The organism is Defluviimonas sp. SAOS-178_SWC (genome assembly GCF_039830135.1).
Taxonomy (GTDB): Bacteria; Pseudomonadota; Alphaproteobacteria; order Rhodobacterales; family Rhodobacteraceae; genus Albidovulum.
Genome location: NZ_CP156081.1, coordinates 1,965,277 through 1,982,613, shown reverse-complemented (window position 1 = coordinate 1,982,613; position 17,337 = coordinate 1,965,277). Strand labels below are relative to the sequence as shown.

Below are 17,337 nucleotides of genomic sequence, written 5' to 3'. Positions count from 1 at the left end.
CCCGGACCGCTCCCAATGACCGCAAAGATATCGCCCACCAGCCAACGCACCCAGGCCCGCATCATCGACGCGGTGGTGGAGACCGTGGCGACGCACGGGATCTCCGGCACGACGCTCGCCAATGTCGCGGCGGCGGCCGGGGTCTCGCAGGGCGTCCTCATCTTCCACTTCAAGACGAAGGAGGGCCTCCTGACCGAAACCCTCCGCAGGCTTTCGGACGAATACCGCAAGGCCTGGGAACCCGCCCTCGCCGCCCCCGACCCGCTCGACCGGATCCTCGGCCTCGTCCGCGCCGATTTCGGCGCCTCGGTCTGCACGCGCAAGAAGCTCGCCCTATGGTTCGCCTTCTGGGGCGAGGCAGGGGCCGAGCCGCTTTACAACCGCATCTGCGAAGAGGCAGAGCAGATCCGCTACGCCGCGATGGTCGGCGCCTGCGAGGCGCTGAACGGGGGCCCGGATCCGGTGCTGCTGGCCAACTCCATCGACGCGATGACCGACGGGCTCTGGCTCCAGATGCATATTTATGGCCGCACCGTCAGCCGCGCCGACGCGTTCGACAAGGCGCTCGGCCACCTCCGGCTCCTCCTGCCCGATCACGCGGCGCGGATCTGACCCCCGTCTTCTCCTTGTCCAAATACTCCGGAGGGGTCCGGGGAGGCAGCGCCTCCCCGGCCGGTCGCCGCGCGCCAGCGCGGCGAAACCAGACGTCACGCCGCCCAAAGCCCTTCGCGCGCGAGGTCATCGCTTGCCCGGCGGATCCCTTCGGCGAGGATGTCGAACATCCGGTCGATCTCGTCCGCGGTGATGATCAAGGGCGGCGAGAAGACGCACATGTTGATCAGCGGCCGCACGATCAGCCCCAGTTCCTGACAATGCGCGTCGATCCGCGTGCCGACCTCCTTGTCGAGCGCCAAGGGATTGCGGCTCACCCGGTCGGCGACACATTCGACGCAACCCATCAACCCCTCTCCGCGCACATCGCCGACGATCGGCAGGTCGGCGAGCGCCCGCATCCGTTCCTGGAAATGCGGCGTGACGGCGCGGACATGCTCCAGAATGCCCTCGCGTTCGATGATCTCCATGTTCTTCAGACCCGCCGCCGCGGCGACCGGATGGCCGGAATAGGTGTAGCCATTGGAAAAGATCGCGCCCTTGGCGGAGGCGCCGGAAATCTCGTCGACCAGCCGGTCGGAGATGATGCAGGCCCCCATCGGCACATAGCCCGACGTCATGCCCTTGGCGCAGGTGATGATGTCCGGGGTAATGCCGTAAACATCCTTCGAGGCGAACCAGTGGCCAAGCCGGCCGAAGCCGGTCACGACCTCGTCGGAGATGTAAAGGACGTCGTATTTGCGGCAGATGTCGAAGCACCGCTTGTGGTAGCCCGCCGGGGGCACGATCACGCCGCCGGAGGCGAGGATCGGTTCGGCGATGAACGCGGCCACACGGTTAGGGCCGAGCGTCAGGATGGCGCTTTCAAGATCCTCGACCTTCGCATCCAGGAAGGCCTCGACGGTCATCCCCTCGGGGCGACGGTAAGGATTAACATCCGGCAGGAAGTGCACGAGATCGCTCGCGAAATCGAACCAGTTCCTGTCGCGTTCCTTGCCGCTGACCGAAGCCGAGAGGTAGGAGGAGCCGTGATAGGCCTTCTGGCGCGAGATCACGATCTTCTTCTCGCGCTTGCCCAGCACGTTGTTGCGGAAATGCAGGAACCGGATTGCGGTATCGACGGCCGTCGATCCGCCGGTGGTGAAGAAGACCTTGTTGAGGTCACCCGGCGTCCGCTCGGCAATCTTCGCGGCCAGTTCCGCCGCGGCGGAATGACCCATCGAGTAAGGCGAGTAATAGGCCATGTTCACCGCCTGCTCGGCGATCGCGCGCCCCATCTCCTCGCGACCGTAGCCGATCTGGACGCACCACATGCCGCCCGGCCCGTCGATGAGATTGCGGCCCGTTTCGTCCCGGACATGGATGCCCGACGCTGCCTCAACGAAGGTCCGCTCGTTCCGGCCATGATCCTCCATCGCCTCCCACGGATGAAGGAAATGGGCGTTGTCCCAGTCCCGGACCCGGTCGAAATCGTTGATCAGCTTGGTCATCTCGCACCTCTTGTCTGTCGGGGAGGCGATTCCCTGACGCCACCATAATGAACAAACGTTCATTCAAAGTCAAAACCCTTGTTTTTCCCGGTCACATACGCGACTCCTTTGCGGCAGGTCCGACGGAGGAATGGCCAAGATGGCAGAGGGATCAGCCGCGCCGCGCGGGAGCCGCGAAGCGGCAAAGGAGCGTCACCGGATGGTGCTGATCGAGGCGACGGCCGACGCTATTCTCGAGCACGGGCTGGCGAACCTCTCGGTCAGCCGGATCCTCGAACGCGCGGGGCTGTCGCGCGGCATGATCAACCTCCATTTCCAAAGCAAGAACAAGCTCCTGCTGGAGGTCGTGCGGCATTTCTCCGATGAATACGTCGCCCATTGGCAGCGTGCGATGGATGCGGCAGGTCCCCGCCCCGAGGATCGCCTTCGCGCCATTGTCGCGGCGGATTTCGACACGGCCGTGCTCAATCGCCGGATGATGGCGGTCTGGCTCGCCTTCCGGAGCGAGGCGCAGTCCTCGCCCGACTACATGCCCTTCATCGACTCGCGCGACGCCCGGCTCCAGGCGGCGTTCATCGAGATCTGCGCGGAGCTTTGCACGACCGGCCCCTATCCCGACGTCGATCCGCGTCTCGCGGCGCTGGCGTTCATGGCGCTCCTCGAAGGGCTCTGGAACGATTTCCACCTCTATTCCGAGCGCTTCAGCCGGGACGAGGCGCAGGCCGTGGTAATGCACATGGCGCGGGCGTTCTTTCCGCGCCATTTCACCGGGGACTGACGCCCGAAACGCCTGCCCTCAAGGGCCGAGGATCAGCCCCGCCTCCCCCGCCCAGGTCACGCCGACCCCGGCGCCAAGACCGAAGCCGGTACTGTCCGAAAGGTTGTTCACCGAGACGGCGAGCGGCCGGTCCAGCCCCTCGACCGCGACCTGATAATGGATACGGTCGCCGAGATAGGCGGCTTCGGCCACCCTGCCCTTCAGCCGCGCGTCTGAACCGGCGCCCGCCCCCGACAGGACCAGCTTTTCCGGACGGAGCGCCAGAAAGGCATCCTTGCCACGCTCGAAGTTCCCGACCGACGGCGCGTCGAACTGGCCGAGGGGCCCTGCGTCGATCGCGGCCGTACCGCCATTGGCCGAGGCGATCCGACCCGGGATGAGGTTCATCGTGCCGACGAATTCCGCCACCCGGCGGTTCGAGGGCCGTTCATAAAGCCCGCGCGGGCTGTCGATCTGAAGAACCCGCCCCTCCGCCATGATGGCGATTCGGTCGGAAAGGGTCAGCGCCTCTTCCTGATCGTGGGTGACGAAGACGAAGGTAATGCCGACGGTCCTTTGCAGGGCGCGAAGTTCAAGCTGCATCTCCTCGCGAAGCTTCTTGTCGAGCGCCGACAAGGGCTCATCCAGAAGCAGAACCTTCGGCCTGCAGACAAGCGCCCGCGCCAGCGCCACCCGCTGCCGCTGCCCGCCCGACAACTGGTGGGCATTGCGCGTCGCCAGCCCGTGGAGCTTCACGAGTCCGATCGCCTCGGCCACCCGCGCCCGCGCCTCGTCCTTGGAAATCGCCATGTTGCGCAACCCGTAGCCGATATTCTCCTCGACATTGAGATGCGGGAAGATCGCGTAGCTCTGGAACACCATGTTGGTGGGCCGCCGGTTGGCGGGCACGCCCGCCATCGACTGCCCGTCGATGAGGAGCGTGCCGCCCGAGGGCTGCTCGATCCCTGCCAGCATTCGCAGAAGCGTGGTCTTGCCGCAGCCCGACGCGCCGAGAAGCGAAAAGAACTCTCCTCGCCCGATGTCGAAGTTGATGTCGCGCAGCACGGTCAATGTTCCGAACCGCTTGACGATGTCCCGAAGCTCGATGATCGGGGTCTCGGTATGCATCAGTAGTCTCCGGGATTGTTCGACGGCGCGCCGCGCTTGCGAATGATCTCGGCCGCGATGACGAGGACGGCCGAGCCGACGAGGATCAGGGAGCCGAGCGCCAGCACGCCCGGCAGCTTGTTGGGGAACCTGAGCTGGCTGAAGAGGTAGACCGGCAAAGTGTTCTCTGTCCCGGTCAGGAAGAAGGCGATGACGAACTCGTCGAAGGAGATGATGAAGCCCATCAGAAGGCTCGAGATTACCCCCGGCAGCGCCAGTGGAAAGGTCGTACGCCAGAAGGTCTGCCAAGCGTTGCAGCCGAGGTCGCGCGACGCCTCCTCGAGGTTCGGATCGAAGCCTTCGAGCCGCGACATGAGAACCGACATGCAGAATGGCAGGCAGATCAGGACATGGCCCGCCGCGACGGTCCAGAGCGAAAGCTGGATGCCGAAGATCTTCAGGATGATCACCAGCAGCGCCACGGCGATGACGATGGACGGGATGACCAGCGGCAACATCATGAAGCTCTGGATCGGTCCGCCGCCCGGCAGCCGGAACCGGGTGAGCGCGAGCGAGGCGGGCATCGCGAGCACGGTCGAGAGCACCGCGACCGCGACCGCGATCTTGAGGCTGTTCTGGAACGCGAGGATCATCGAGGTGTTCGCGGCCATCGCCGAGAAATTCTTCAGCGTGAACCCCTTGAGGGGGAAGGTCGCGAAGGTCCCGTCGTTCAGCGCGAATACCGGCATCAGAAGCACGGGGCCGTAGAGGAATATCACGAAGAAGACCGCATAAACCCATATTCCGTCGATCTTTTTCAGCATCGTCATGCCCTCCGCGCGCGAATGCGGCGATAGCCGATCGCCCAGAGAAAGATCGCGACGATCAATGCGATGATCAGCATCATCGTGATCGCTACCGCCGCCCCCAGGGGGGCGTTGTTCTGACGGAGGAAAAGCTCCTGCACGAGGTTGCCGATCATCGTGCCGCCGGGCCCGCCGACCAGCGTCGGGGTCACGTAGTCGCCCACGGTCGGAATGAAGACCAGAAGTGCGGCCGCTACCGTGCCGGGGGCGGAGAGCGGCAGCGTGATCCGCAGGAACCGCTTCAGCTTGCTGTCGCCGAGATCCGAGGCCGCCTCCAGCAGCGAACGGTCGATCTTTTCGAGCGAGACGAAGATCGGCAGGATCGCGAAAGCCACCCAGGAATGGGCGAGCGTGATCACCACGGCACCGGGATTGTAGAGCAGGAACTCCAGGGGTTGGTCAATGATTCCAAGCGCTTTCAAACCGGAGTTGATAGCACCATTGAAGCCGAGCACGATCTTCCAGGCAAAGACCCTGAGAAGGTAGCTCGTCCAGAACGGAATGGTGATGAGGATGATCCAGAGCGCCTTGTGCTTGTGCACCCGGAACGCGAGGAAATAGGCCATCGGATAGGCCAGGGCGATCACGGCAATGGTCGCGCTCAGTGACATGACCACCGACTTGATCATCAGGATCGCCGGAACCGGATAGGAAAAGTAGAATGGAATGCCGAACCACACCGTCGGCTCATCGGTCAGGCGGACAAGCTGGGCGTAGTTCTCCAGGGTTGGCGTCCGGTCAAGCTCGAACCCGTTCTGGGTCCAGAAGCTCAAAAGCACCAGCGCTGCCACCGGCAGCGCCAGCATCGCGACAATCACGGCGAGCGCGGGTGACAGAAGGCCGTAGCCCCTCAGCCAGCGGCGCATCCGTTCGGCGTCGCGGGGCCGCGACGCCGTATCGGGTTCGATGGTTGCAGACACGATCGGATCAGTACTTGAGTGCCTTCGTGTCGCCCCAGACCTTGTTGAAGCCTTCCTGCACCGCATCGGTCGGGGTCTTGAAGACGATCGTGTCGGCCATCATCGCCACCGGATCGGTAATGCCCATATTGGCGATCGCTTCGGGATCGGCGATCTCGAACGACTTCATGTTGGCGTGGCCATAGCCCGACCCCTCGATCAGCGCCTTGCCGGTTTCGGGGCTGAGCCAGGCGTCGATGAAGTCATAGGCCGCCTGTTCGTCCGCCTTGCCGGTGTTGAGGAGTGTCAGCCCGCAGAACCAGGTGAACATGCCTTCCTTCGGCTTGGCGAAGACGACCGGCACGCCTTCGTTGCGCAGGTTGGCGACGAGGTCGTTCCAGGCATAGGCTGCGACGATCTCGCCCGAGGCCATCGCCTGCTGCACTTCCGAGGAGTCGGTCCAGAGGAACTTGGAGGTGTTGACGGCCTTGGTGCCCCATTCCTTCGCCGCCGCCTCGAGCGCGGCACCTTCGAGCTTGTAGGCCTCGTCATAAGGCATCCCGCCGACCATCGCGCCGATGATGATCGCCATCTCGTTGTCGGTCATCGCCACGCGGCCCTTGTATTCCTCGTCGTAGAAAATGCCCCAGGTCGGGTTCTCGGCGAAGTCCGGAGGCAGAAGGTCGGGCCGGAAGGCGAGTGAGGAGTTGCCCCAGTCTGCCGGCGCCATCACGGTCTTGCCCTCCCAGACCACGCCCTCGGCGGTCTGGAGCGCGGGGAAGACATCGTTCCAGTGCGTGAGCCGCGAGGTGTCGATCTCGGCCGCGACGCCGGCATTGACGAAGCGGGCGACGGAATAGTTGCACGGGTGCATGACATCGGCGGCGAAGCCCGCCAGCACCTTCGCCAGCGCATCCTCCTCACCCGCGAAGATCGAGAAGTTCGGCTGGGCGCCGTATTTGTCCACATAAGCCTGGAAATAGTCCGGCGAATCGTAGCCGCCCCACTCGAGGCAGGTCAGGATTTCGGCGGCAACCGACGGGCGAGGCAGGACGAGCGTGCCCACGCCAAAGGCCCCCGCGGCTTGCATCATCTGCCGCCGCGACAGCTTGCCATCGATCATTTTGTCAAGGAACTTAATGCGTTGCATATTCCATTTCTCCCCGGGACTGGCAATTTATTGGTCGAGATTAACACTGTTTTCCGAACCGCAAAGAGAAATTATACAATCCTACAACAGGACACTGCATTCCCCCCCTTGCCTGAATCCTGCCGGAGGAGGACAGTCGGCCCATCCAGCGCAGGAGTGGCCCGCATGACCTCGCCAGAGACCATCGTCATCAACGGCGACATCCGCACGATGGATCCGCATTTCCCGCATGTCGAGGCTTTGGCCATCAGGGGCGGCCGCGTCGCGGCGCTCGGGTCCACATCCGACATCAAGGCGCTGGCCGGGTCCGGCACCAGGGTGATCGACGCGGCCGGCCGGCTGATCCTGCCCGGGCTTCACGATACCCATCTGCATGTGCAGGATGGCGGGCAGCACTATGCAGAAAGCGCCGATCTTTCCGCCGCGCGCACGGTGGAGGAGTTGCAGGCCATGCTGCGTGATTTCGCGGCGAGTCATGAGCGCGAATGGGTCTACGGCGGCTTCTACTATTCCGGCATCTTCGGCGAACAGAACCTCGACCGCCATGTGCTCGACGCCGCAGTGCCGGACCGGCCCTGCATGGTCATGGCATCGGACGGCCATAACGGCTGCATCAACTCCGCCGCGATCGCCCGCGTCGGCCTGGCCGCTGGCACGCCCGATCCCGAGAACGGCCACTTCGTCCGCGACACGAACGGCACGCCCACCGGCCTTCTCTACGAACGCGCGACGAACTGGGTCGACGACCGCAAGCCGAAGCCGACCGACGACGACTTCGCCGCCGGGGTCCGTTATGCCCAGGCGCATGCCAACGCCCACGGGATCACCGGCGTGCTCGATGCCTCGGTCCACGAACAGCACGCCCGCGTTTACCGCCGCCTCGCGGCGGAGGACGCGCTGACGGTGCGGGTTCTCGCGACGGCACGGGTCGATTCGTCCGAGACGACCGAAGCCGCGCTAGCGCGGGTCGAAGCGATGCGCCGCGACAGCCAGACGCCGATGTTCCGCATACATTCGGCGAAGTTCTTCCTCGACGGCGTGATCGAGAACCGCACCGCGGCGATGATCGAACCCTATTCCGACGCGCAGGGGGGAAATGCCCCCCTGATGTTTTCTCCGAACCAGATCAACGACATGTTCGTCGCTTTTGACGCGGCGCGCTTCCAGATCCATGTTCACGCCATTGGCGACCTGGCCGTGCGCGCGGCGCTTGATGGAATGGCGGCGGCGCGGGCCGAGAACGCCCCCTGGCCCTCGTGGCACCAGATCGCGCATGTCCAGTGCATTGATCCCGCTGACATCCCGCGCTTTGCCGAACTTGGCGTCGTCGCCAACATCCAGCCCCTCTGGGCCCGCCACGAACCGTCGGTCACGGACGTCGCCCTGCCGATGGTCGGCGCGGCGCGCGGCCGCTGGATGTATGCCTTCCGGTCGCTCCGCGACGCCGGCGCGCTCCTTGCGCTGTCCAGCGACTGGACCGTCTCTACCCTCAACCCGTTCGAAATCATCGAGACGGCGATCACCCGCCAGCCGCCGAAGAAGGAAGGCAACCATCCTATCTTCCTGCCGGAAGAGCGGCTGACGCTTTGCGAGTGCATCGAAAGCTACACGATCAACGCCGCGACCGCCGGATGGCGCCAGGCCGAGACCGGGTCGCTGTCCTTGGGGAAATGGGCCGATCTCATCATGCTCGACCGCGACATCTATGATTGCAGCGTCTACGAGATCGGCGACACCAAGGTCCTTCTGACGCTTCTTGCCGGGCGGGAGGTCTACAGCGCCTGACCGCCGGTCGCGACGGCGGGCAGCAGGATCTCGAACCGCGTTCCGTGGCCCGGCGCGCTGTCGGCGGTGATCGTGCCGCCGCCCCGGGTCACGAGGTTGCGGCTGATCGACAGCCCAAGCCCGGTGCCCTCGCTCCGCTTCGTGGTGAAGAACGGGTCGAAGATCCGCCCGAGCACGTCGGGCGCCATGCCGGTTCCGGTATCGCTGACCGCGATGCACACCATCGGCCGCTCCGTCGCCTCCTGCCGCCGGGTGCGGACAGTCAGCCGGCCACCCTCCGGCATCGCCTGAACCGCGTTGACCATGAGGTTGATCAGGACCTGCTGCAACTCGGTATGGTTCATCGCGACGACGACGCCGGCGTCAAGATCCAGTTCCACCTCGACCCGGGCCTTCGACAGGAGGTGCTGCACCAGCGGCATCGTATCGCGGATCACTGCGTCGGGGTCGTTGCCGGAGCCGGAATCCGCATATTCCTCCGGCCGAGCGAAATGCAGGAGCTTCGAGACGAGAATGTGGATCGCCTGTATCTGCTCCTGGATCAGGGTGAATTCGGTGCGAAGCGGGTCGGCGCGCGCGCCAAGGTCTTCACGTACCACATCAAGATTGCCCTGTATCACCGCGAGGGGATTGTTTATTTCATGCGCGACGCCGGCAGTGATCTCGCCGATCGACGCAAGCTTTTCCGAGACGATCAGCTGCCGTGTCGTCGCCTCGATCTGGCGGTTTGCATCCTCGAGGTCCCGGGTGCGGTCCTTTACCCTTGCCTCCAGCTCCTCATTCCAATCGCGCAGCGCCCGGTCCCGCTCCTGCAACTGGTCGAGAAGGTTGTCGAGATGGGTCGCCACGCGCCCGATCTCGTCCTGGGCCGACGCCAACCCCGTCCTGGCGCCGAGGTCGCCCTTCTCCACCTTCTCGATCGCGGCGTTCATCCGTTCCAGAGGCGCGAAGATCCCCTTGGCCCACCGAAGAAGGATCGGCACCGAGATCGCGAGAACGAGCATCAAGGTTACGGCAATCTCGATCAGGGTCTGGCGTTCGGCCTCCTTGAAGGGGGATTCGAGGAAACCGACATAGAGCATGCCGACACGTGTGCCGAACGTGTCGACGATCGGTTCGTAGGCCGACACGTACCAGTCGTTCACGACGAAAGCGCGGTCGAGCCAGACCTGACCTTCATCCAGGACCCGCGCCCGAACCGCCGCCGACACACGGGTGCCGAGGGCGCGGACATCTTCGAAAAGCCGGACATTGGTGCTGATCCGCACGTCGTCAAGGAAGATCGTGGCGGTGCCCTGCTCTCCATCGGTCAACCGCCCCACGGGATAGACGAGGGTATTGATCTCGTCGATAAAGGCGAGGTTTCGGTTGAGAAGCGTCCCCCCCACCAGCGCGCCACCCCGCGCCGGCGCGGCGGCATGAACGACCATGCCCCGGGTTTCCTCGGTCCGGTCGGTCGGCACGGCGGCGCGCGTGTCCACCAGCGGCAGCTGGGCGCGACGGGCAAGATCGGGCGAGAGGTTTTCCAGCGCGGCCGCGTCGAAGATGTCGATGCCAACCTGCGCCCGTCCGGCGAGCGCTGCGGCGACAACCGGCCAGCGCGTGGCATCGGGTATCCGGCCGCCCGAAGGGGCCGTGTGGAGCGCGCCGTTTTGGTCGAGGAAATAGAGGAAGTCGAGCCCGAGCGCTGCGCGCCTCTCCTCAAGAAACGCATCGAGTGCGCCCGGAGCGTCGCCGACCGCGACGAAGGCGGCGGACTGGCCGAGCGCCTCGATATCGGCGCCACGGCGGCTCAGGAGCCCGGCGAGATGTTGATGGGCGATGGTGAGTTCGCTCGCGACCTTGGCGGTCAGCACCTCGTCGAAGCGGTCGATCCAGTTCTTCACGGTCGAGGCGAGAACCAGCGGCAACAGGATGAGCGCCGGCAGAAGCGCGATCACCAGCATCCGCGCCCGGACCGAGCGCCAGAAACGCGGCGCCGGGGTCACGGGATTGGGCTCAGACATTCCACTGCGCGCATTTCCGGTCGATGGTCTTCCGCGACACGCCCAATCGCCGCGCCGCCTCGGCCCGGTTGCCACGGCAGGCTTCGAGAATGGCGAGGATGTGCTGGCGTTCGACCGCCTGAAGGCTTTCGACAGGCTCGGCCCTGCCCTGACCGCCCCCGCCCGCGATCTCGGTCGGGAATTCGCCAAGGATCAGCGACCGTTCGATGAGGTTCCTCAGTTCGCGCACATTGCCCGGCCAGTCGTAGCGGGCGAGGTTGCGAAGCACTTCTTCCGTCACCGTCAGGGGTGGCACGCCGAGCTGGCGGGCGAGGCTGCCGATGAAGAGTTCAGCCAGTTCCGCGATGTCGCCCACCCGTTCGCGCAACGGCGGCATATCGACTGTCAGCACATTGATCCGGTGGAAGAGGTCGCGGCGGAACCGGCCTTCCGCAACGGCACGGTCGAGGTCGTTATTGCTGGCGAAAACGAAGCGGAGGCTCAGCGGCACCTCGCGCTCCGACCCGTCGGGACGGATGCGGTTGTCCTCGACCACCCTCAGAAGCGTCGCCTGCATCGGCAGCGGCAATTCGGCGATCTCGTCCAGAAACAGCGTTCCGCCGCTTGCATGGATCAAAAGCCCGTCGCGGCCGCCGCCGCCCACTTCTCCGAACAGTTCGACCGCGAGCCGGTCTGGCGAGATCGCGGCGCAGTTGATCGGGACGAAGGGCTTGTCGGCCCGGTCCGACAGGGCGTGCAGCGTCCGCGCGGCAATCTCCTTGCCGGTGCCGCTTTCGCCCGTGAACAGGATCGGGGTCGGCAGCGGCGCAACGCGTTCGAGCGTCTTGCGCACCGCCTCGATCCGCGGCGACTTGCCGATGAGACGTCCGCGCGCGGCCAGCGCATCGGCCTTGAGTTCGTATTTCAGAAGGTAATTCTCGCGCCGGAGGTAGCGCTGGTCCATGCAGCGGTTGACGGCATTGAGGATCTGGTTGGACCGGAAGGGCTTCAGCACGAAATCCGCCGCCCCGACCCTCAGGGCCTGGATGGCCGTGTCGAGATCGGCATAGGCCGTCATCAGGATCGCCTCGGCGAAGAGCCCGACCCGCCGCTGTTCGGTCAACCAGTCGAGGCCGGACTGGCCGGGCATCACGTTGTCGAGAAGCACGAGGTCGAAATGCGCCTTGTCGAGAACCTGCGAGGCTTCCTCGGCGCTCGCCGCCGCTTCGATCCGCTTGCAGCGCGGCTCGAACGTCCGGACAAGGAAGTTCCGCATCCCCGGCTCGTCATCGACGACAAGAATCGAGACGTGCCGGAGCACCCGATCAATCTCGGTAGGCGCGGCCGCTTCGGCGTCCTGTTTCGGCGGGGTCCCGCCCTGCAGCATTTCCGTCAACGACCTTTCCGCATCAATCCAGCCGGACGTCGGGCCCGCTTGTCACCTCGCTGGACGAAAAGCCCGCGCGATGGAGCCCGAGATCTGCGATCACCGAAATCAATATCGCGGTCAGGAATGCAAGAGCCATGACTTTCATCGCCCGTCCTTTCCCCTCAGCAAGCTGTCCCGCCCCGTCATTCCGCCGGCTCCGGTGCCGGGTGCGCCGGCGCCTCGCCGGTCACTTCCTCGTACCAGAGGCCATGGTGTTCCTTCGCCCACTGGACGTCAACCTCGCCCGTCCCGACCGCGTCGAAAGCGCCCTCCATTCCGACCGAGCCAAGATAGATATGGGCGATGATGATCGCCATGAAGACGAAGGCGACGATCCCGTGCCAGATCTGGGCAAGCTGCATTTCCTGATAGGGGCTCAGCGCTGTCGGCAATTCGCCGTATCCAAGGGCCTGCGGCAAGCCCGTGCCGTTGAGGATGGCAAAGGTCTTGGCAAAGAGCGGGAGTTCGAACGGGAACAACAGCGACAGGCCGGAGACCGAGATCGAGATGCCGAGCACCACGACCGCCCAGAAGATGATCTTTTGCCCGGCATTGAACTTCCGCGCCGGCGGATGCACGCCCTTCGAGAAAAGCCCGCCGCCGACGGCCAGCCATTTCAGGTCGTGCCGGTTGGGGATGTTGTGGGCGATCCAGACCACGGTGGCCAGAACGAGGCCGGCCATGAAGGCCCATGCGATGTTGTTATGCGCCCATTTCCCGGCCGCCGCGATGGACGCGTAGGCATCCTTGCCGAATGCCGGGATCAGCGCCACGCGCCCGAAGATCATGAAAAGACCGGTCAGCGCCAGCACGACGAACGATCCCGCCATCAGCCAGTGGCCGAAGCGCTCGATCGCGTTGAAGCGGGTGATGGTCTTGCCGGTATGCTCGCCCTCGATGCGGATCTTGCCCCGCACCAGATAGAAGAGGACGAGAACCCCGATCATGCCGAGAAGCAGATAGCCGCCGTAACGCAGCAGCGGCCCTTCACGGAAGGCGAGCCAGCGCATGCCGCTGTCCTGCACCACCATGTGCGAACTCGGCATCCGGGTGGAGAAGGTCAGGTTCGCCTCGCCGTAGCGATAGGCCCGCCACAACTCGGGGTCCGAGACGCCGCCGAGCGTGCCGAGCTGGTCGGTCGTCGGTGCCGCCTCCTCCGGGTTGCCGATCGCGTCACGGCGGAAGCTGTCGTTGATCGCCAGCCCCTGCTGGCGGGCGAGGATGTCCTCCAGCGTCTGGGCGCCGCCCGTCGCGGCCCGCGGGTCGGGTGTCGTGGTTCCTGTTGCCTCTTGCCCCGGCGCAGGCAGCGCCAGGACGGTGATCGCGGCCAGAACGGTCAGCAGCCTGCGCAGGATCATCGTCTTCCCCGATCTCGTTATTCGTCGGAAAATCATCCCGTGGCGCCCTGCGCCACGGGATGAGGCTTCATCGCGGCGGCTTCAGTTGGCCGCCTTCTGATCGTAGGCCGTGCCCCAGCCCCAGGCGCCGGAGCCGAAGCCGCGTGCCACCACGCGCTCGCGGTAGATGGCCGAGACGACATCGCCGTCACCGGCAAGAAGCGCCTTGGTGGAACACATCTCGGCGCAGATCGGCAGCTTGCCCTCGGCGATCCGGTTGCGGCCGTATTTCTGGAACTCGGCTGCGGAGTTGTCCGGCTCCGGCCCGCCGGCGCAGAAGGTGCATTTGTCCATCTTGCCGCGCGACCCGAAATTGCCGGCCTGCGGATATTGCGGCGCCCCGAACGGGCAGGCGTAGAAGCAATAACCGCAGCCGATGCAGAGATCCTTGGAGTGCAGGACGATGCCCTCTTCGGTCTGGTAGAAGCAATCGACCGGGCAGACCGCCATGCAGGGCGCGTCCGAACAATGCATGCACGCGACCGAGATCGTCCGTTCGCCGGGCTTGCCGTCGTTGATGGTCACGACGCGACGCCGGTTGATGCCCCAAGGCACCTCGTGCTCGTTCTTGCAGGCGGTCACGCAGGCGTTGCACTCGATGCAGCGTTCGGCGTCACAGAGGAATTTGACCCTTGCCATATCCGTTTCTCCTTATGCTGCGCTGATCTTGCAGAGGGTGGCCTTGGTCTCCTGCATGAGCGTCACGGAGTCGTAGCCATAGGTCTGCGCGGTGTTGCTGCTTTCGCCGAGGACGTAGGGGTCGGCCCCGTCGGGATACTTGTCCCTGAGGTCCTTGCCCTCGAAATGGCCGCCGAAGTGGAAGGGCATGAAGGCCACCCCCTCGCCCACCCGCTCGGTCACCATCGCCATGACCTTGACCTTGGCGCCCTCCGGCCCCTCGACCCAGACCTGCGCCCGGTCGCGGACCCCGAGGTTGTTGGCGTCACGGGGGTTGATCTCGACGAACATGTCCTGCTGAAGTTCGGCAAGCCATGGGTTCGACCGGCTTTCCTCGCCGCCGCCCTCGTATTCGACCAGTCGCCCCGAGGTCAGGATCATTGGATAATCCTGGCTGAAATCCTTCTGCTGGATCGAGGCGTAGAGCGTCGGCAGGCGATAGAGACGGCGGTCTTCGTAGGTCGGATAATCGGCCACGAGGTCACGCCGGTTGGTGTAGAGCGGCTCTCTGTGCAGGGGAACCGGATCGGGGAAGGTCCAGACCACGGTGCGGGCCTTGGCGTTACCGAAGGGCGCGCATTCGTGCTTGATCGCGACGCGCTGGATGCCGCCCGACAGATCCACCTTCCAGTTGGCCTTGGGTCCGCCCGCCGCCTCGATCGCCGCGCGCTCGTCGTCGGTCAGATCGCCGTCCCAGCCCAGGTCCATCAGCATCTGCATGGTGAATTCCGGGTAGCCGTCCTGGATTTCCGACCCCACCGAATAGACGCCCTCGGCCAGCAGGTTCTGACCGTCGCGTTCCACGCCGAAGCGGGCGCGGAAGGTGAGGCCACCCTGGCTGACCGGCAGCGACATGTCGTAAAGGTTCGCCGTGCCCGGATGGTTCATCTCTGGCGTACCCCAGCAGGGCCAGGGCAGGCCGTAGAAATCGCCGTCGGCCGGTCCGCCCACCGCGCGCAAAGTCGTCTTGTCGAACGTGTGCTGGTTGGCCATGTGGAGCTTCAGCCGCTCCGGGCTCTGCCCGGTATAGCCGACGGTCCACATCCCGCGGTTGAACTCGCGGGTGATATCCTCGATCACCGGCTCGCCGTCCTTGACCTCGATATTGCGGAAAAGCCGGTCGGCGAAGCCGAACTTCTCGGCGAACTTGTTGATGATGATGTGATCGGGCAGGCTTTCGAAGACGGGCGCCACCACCCGCTCGCGCCACTGGAGCGAACGGTTGGACGCCGTGACCGAGCCGCTCGTCTCGAACTGGGTCGAGGCGGGCAGAAGGTAGACACCGTCGGTGCGGTCATGCAGCACCGCCGAGACGGTCGGATAGGGGTCGACCACGACGAGCGTGTCGAGCTTTTCCATCGCCGTCTTCATCTCGCTCCCGCGGGTCTGCGAATTCGGCGCGTGACCCCAGAGCACCATGACCTTGACATTGTCGTTCTGTTCGATGTTCGCCTTGTCTTCCAGAACCCCGTCGATCCAGCGCGACACCGGGATACCGTTGCTGTTCATCAGGCTGATCGGGTTGCCGTCATTGTCCTTCGCGTCGTTGCCGTCGGCATCCTTCAGCATCGCGAACTGGCCCTTGAGCCAGTCGAGATCCTCGTCCCAGACGCGCGCCCAATGCGCCCAGGCGCCGGGGGCGAGGCCGTAATAGCCCGGCAGGTCGTTACAGAGGACGCCGAGATCGGTCGCGCCCTGCACGTTGTCATGGCCGCGGAAGATGTTGGCGCCGCCGCCGGCGACGCCCATGTTGCCGAGCGCGAGTTGCAGGATGCAATAGGCGCGCGTGTTGTTGTTGCCGTTCGTGTGCTGGGTGCCGCCCATGCACCAGATCACGGTGCCCGGGCGATTGTTGGCCATCGTCCTCGCCACGCGCTCCATCTGGCTTCCCGGAACGCCAGTCACGCGCTCGGTTTCCTCGGGCGTCCACTTCTTCACCTCTTCGCGGATCTGCTCCATCCCCCAGACACGGGTGCGGATGAACTCCTTGTCCTCCCAGCCGTTCTCGAAGATGTGCCAGAGAAGACCCCAGATCAGCGCGACGTCCGTCCCTGGACGGAAGCGGACATATTCGTCGGCATGTGCGGCCGTGCGGGTGAAGCGCGGATCGCAGACGATGAGGGGCGCGTTGTTCTCTTCCTTCGCCTTGAGCAGGTGGAGGAGCGAGACGGGATGCGCCTCGGCCGGGTTGCTGCCGATCAGGAAGATCGCTCTCGAATTGTGGATGTCGTTGTAGGAGTTTGTCATGGCGCCGTAGCCCCATGTGTTCGCAACCCCCGCGACAGTGGTCGAATGGCAGATCCGCGCCTGGTGGTCGACGTTGTTGGTGCCCCAATAGGCCGCGAACTTGCGGAAGAGATAGGCCTGTTCGTTCGAATGCTTGGCCGAGCCGAGCCAGTAGACGCTGTCCGGCCCGCTTTCGTTGCGGACGGCCAGCATCTTGTCGCCGATCTCGTTGATCGCGTCATCCCAGCTGATCCGCTTCCAGACGCCGCCTTCCTTCTTCATCGGGTATTTCAGGCGCCGCTCGCCATGCGCGTGCTCGCGCACCGCGGCCCCCTTGGCGCAGTGGCCACCAAGGTTGAAGGGACTGTCCCAGCCGGGCTCCTGTCCGATCCAGACACCGTTGTCGACCTCGGCGATGACCGTGCAGCCGACCGAGCAATGGGTGCAGACCGATTTCACCGTCTGGACCGCGCCCGCGACCGTTTCCTGCGCCTCGGCCCGGCGCACCGTGCCGCCGGTTGCGCCGATGGCGGCGAGTCCACCGATGGCCAGCCCCGATCCGCGCAGGAACGCGCGCCGGTCGACGCGGGCCTCCGTGGCGCCGGACAGGATCGGTGTGCGCTGCGTTTGTCTCGCGACGTCGCTCGTCTTCTTCCTGAGCATCCTTCTCTCCCTTGGCTGTCCGGCGCGGGGCCGGTGCGTCTGGTCCGTGCGGCGGGCGGCCGGTGGCGGCCCGGGCGCGATCAGAACCGGGCGCTGTCGTAATAGGCGCGGATATGGGCGGTGTCCTGAAGCCCGCTTCCCTTCGCTTCCGTGTCGGCCGCTGCCGGGGCGGCGCCGAGCGCGGTCGCGGCGGCGGCGGCAGGCGCGGCCGTGGTGGCGAGTTTCAGGAAATCGCGGCGACTGGTCTTTTCGGTCTCAACGGTCTTGCCCATCTCTCATCTCCCTTCGATCCT

At 65.0% G+C, this 17,337-nt stretch carries 15 protein-coding genes; 3 read left to right on the top strand and 12 right to left on the bottom strand.

Annotated elements, in window-relative coordinates; translation table 11 throughout:
* Positions 1-15 precede the first annotated feature (15 nt).
* Positions 16-612, top strand: coding sequence for a TetR/AcrR family transcriptional regulator (locus tag V5734_RS10565; protein ID WP_347313463.1), 597 nt, complete (start codon positions 16-18; stop codon positions 610-612).
* A gap of 95 nt (positions 613-707) precedes the next feature.
* Here V5734_RS10565 and V5734_RS10560 read toward each other — a convergent pair whose 3' ends face one another.
* Positions 708-2,102, bottom strand: coding sequence for an aminotransferase (locus V5734_RS10560; RefSeq protein ID WP_347313462.1), 1,395 nt, complete (start codon positions 2,100-2,102; stop codon positions 708-710).
* A gap of 139 nt (positions 2,103-2,241) precedes the next feature.
* Here V5734_RS10560 and V5734_RS10555 point away from each other — a divergent pair, with 139 nt between their 5' ends.
* Entirely contained in the window at positions 2,242-2,880 is a 639-nt protein-coding gene (locus V5734_RS10555) for a TetR/AcrR family transcriptional regulator (protein ID WP_347313461.1), read from the top strand.
* Positions 2,881-2,898: 18 nt separating this feature from the next.
* Here the strand turns inward: V5734_RS10555 and V5734_RS10550 are convergent, their stop codons facing one another.
* Genes V5734_RS10550 through V5734_RS10535 form a run of 4 tightly spaced genes read right to left on the bottom strand, consistent with a single transcriptional unit; the run spans position 2,899 to position 6,881 of the window.
* Positions 2,899-3,987: an ABC transporter ATP-binding protein gene (locus tag V5734_RS10550; RefSeq protein WP_347313460.1), complete on the bottom strand. Its 1,089-nt coding sequence runs from the start codon at positions 3,985-3,987 to the stop codon at positions 2,899-2,901.
* The gene (locus V5734_RS10545) at positions 3,987-4,790 is read right to left on the bottom strand and encodes an ABC transporter permease (RefSeq protein WP_347313459.1); all 804 of its coding nucleotides are present in this window, start codon (positions 4,788-4,790) and stop codon (positions 3,987-3,989) included. Before V5734_RS10545 ends, V5734_RS10550 begins: the two co-directional genes overlap by 1 nt.
* 2 nt (positions 4,791-4,792) lie before the next feature.
* Complete coding sequence (locus V5734_RS10540) at positions 4,793-5,752, bottom strand: ABC transporter permease (RefSeq protein ID WP_347313458.1); 960 nt, start codon at positions 5,750-5,752, stop codon at positions 4,793-4,795.
* Positions 5,753-5,759: 7 nt separating this feature from the next.
* A complete protein-coding gene (locus tag V5734_RS10535; RefSeq protein WP_347313457.1) occupies positions 5,760-6,881 on the bottom strand; it encodes an ABC transporter substrate-binding protein in 1,122 nt (373 codons plus the stop codon).
* Between the two features lie 165 nt (positions 6,882-7,046).
* Here V5734_RS10535 and V5734_RS10530 point away from each other — a divergent pair, with 165 nt between their 5' ends.
* Complete coding sequence (locus tag V5734_RS10530; RefSeq protein ID WP_347313456.1) at positions 7,047-8,666, top strand: amidohydrolase; 1,620 nt, start codon at positions 7,047-7,049, stop codon at positions 8,664-8,666.
* Here V5734_RS10530 and V5734_RS10525 read toward each other — a convergent pair.
* The 7 genes from V5734_RS10525 to V5734_RS10495 form a co-directional block, all read right to left on the bottom strand.
* Positions 8,654-10,672: a sensor histidine kinase gene (locus V5734_RS10525; protein ID WP_347313455.1), complete on the bottom strand. Its 2,019-nt coding sequence runs from the start codon at positions 10,670-10,672 to the stop codon at positions 8,654-8,656. The genes V5734_RS10530 and V5734_RS10525 overlap by 13 nt on opposite strands.
* Complete coding sequence (locus tag V5734_RS10520) at positions 10,665-12,038, bottom strand: sigma-54-dependent transcriptional regulator (protein ID WP_432759682.1); 1,374 nt, start codon at positions 12,036-12,038, stop codon at positions 10,665-10,667. Before V5734_RS10520 ends, V5734_RS10525 begins: the two co-directional genes overlap by 8 nt.
* Before the next feature lie 22 nt (positions 12,039-12,060).
* Positions 12,061-12,186 carry a hypothetical protein gene (locus tag V5734_RS10515; RefSeq protein WP_347313453.1) on the bottom strand — a complete coding sequence of 42 codons (126 nt, stop codon included), beginning with the start codon at positions 12,184-12,186 and terminating at the stop codon, positions 12,061-12,063.
* Positions 12,187-12,223: 37 nt separating this feature from the next.
* Positions 12,224-13,438: a formate dehydrogenase subunit gamma gene (locus V5734_RS10510; protein WP_347313452.1), complete on the bottom strand. Its 1,215-nt coding sequence runs from the start codon at positions 13,436-13,438 to the stop codon at positions 12,224-12,226.
* Between the two features lie 81 nt (positions 13,439-13,519).
* Positions 13,520-14,116, bottom strand: coding sequence for a formate dehydrogenase FDH3 subunit beta (gene fdh3B, locus V5734_RS10505; protein ID WP_347313451.1), 597 nt, complete (start codon positions 14,114-14,116; stop codon positions 13,520-13,522).
* Between the two features lie 12 nt (positions 14,117-14,128).
* A complete protein-coding gene (locus tag V5734_RS10500) occupies positions 14,129-17,044 on the bottom strand; it encodes a formate dehydrogenase subunit alpha (protein ID WP_347313450.1) in 2,916 nt (971 codons plus the stop codon).
* A gap of 80 nt (positions 17,045-17,124) precedes the next feature.
* On the bottom strand, positions 17,125-17,316 hold the full coding sequence (locus tag V5734_RS10495; RefSeq protein ID WP_347313449.1) for a twin-arginine translocation signal domain-containing protein: 192 nt from the start codon (positions 17,314-17,316) through the stop codon (positions 17,125-17,127).
* Positions 17,317-17,337: the final 21 nt, after the last annotated feature.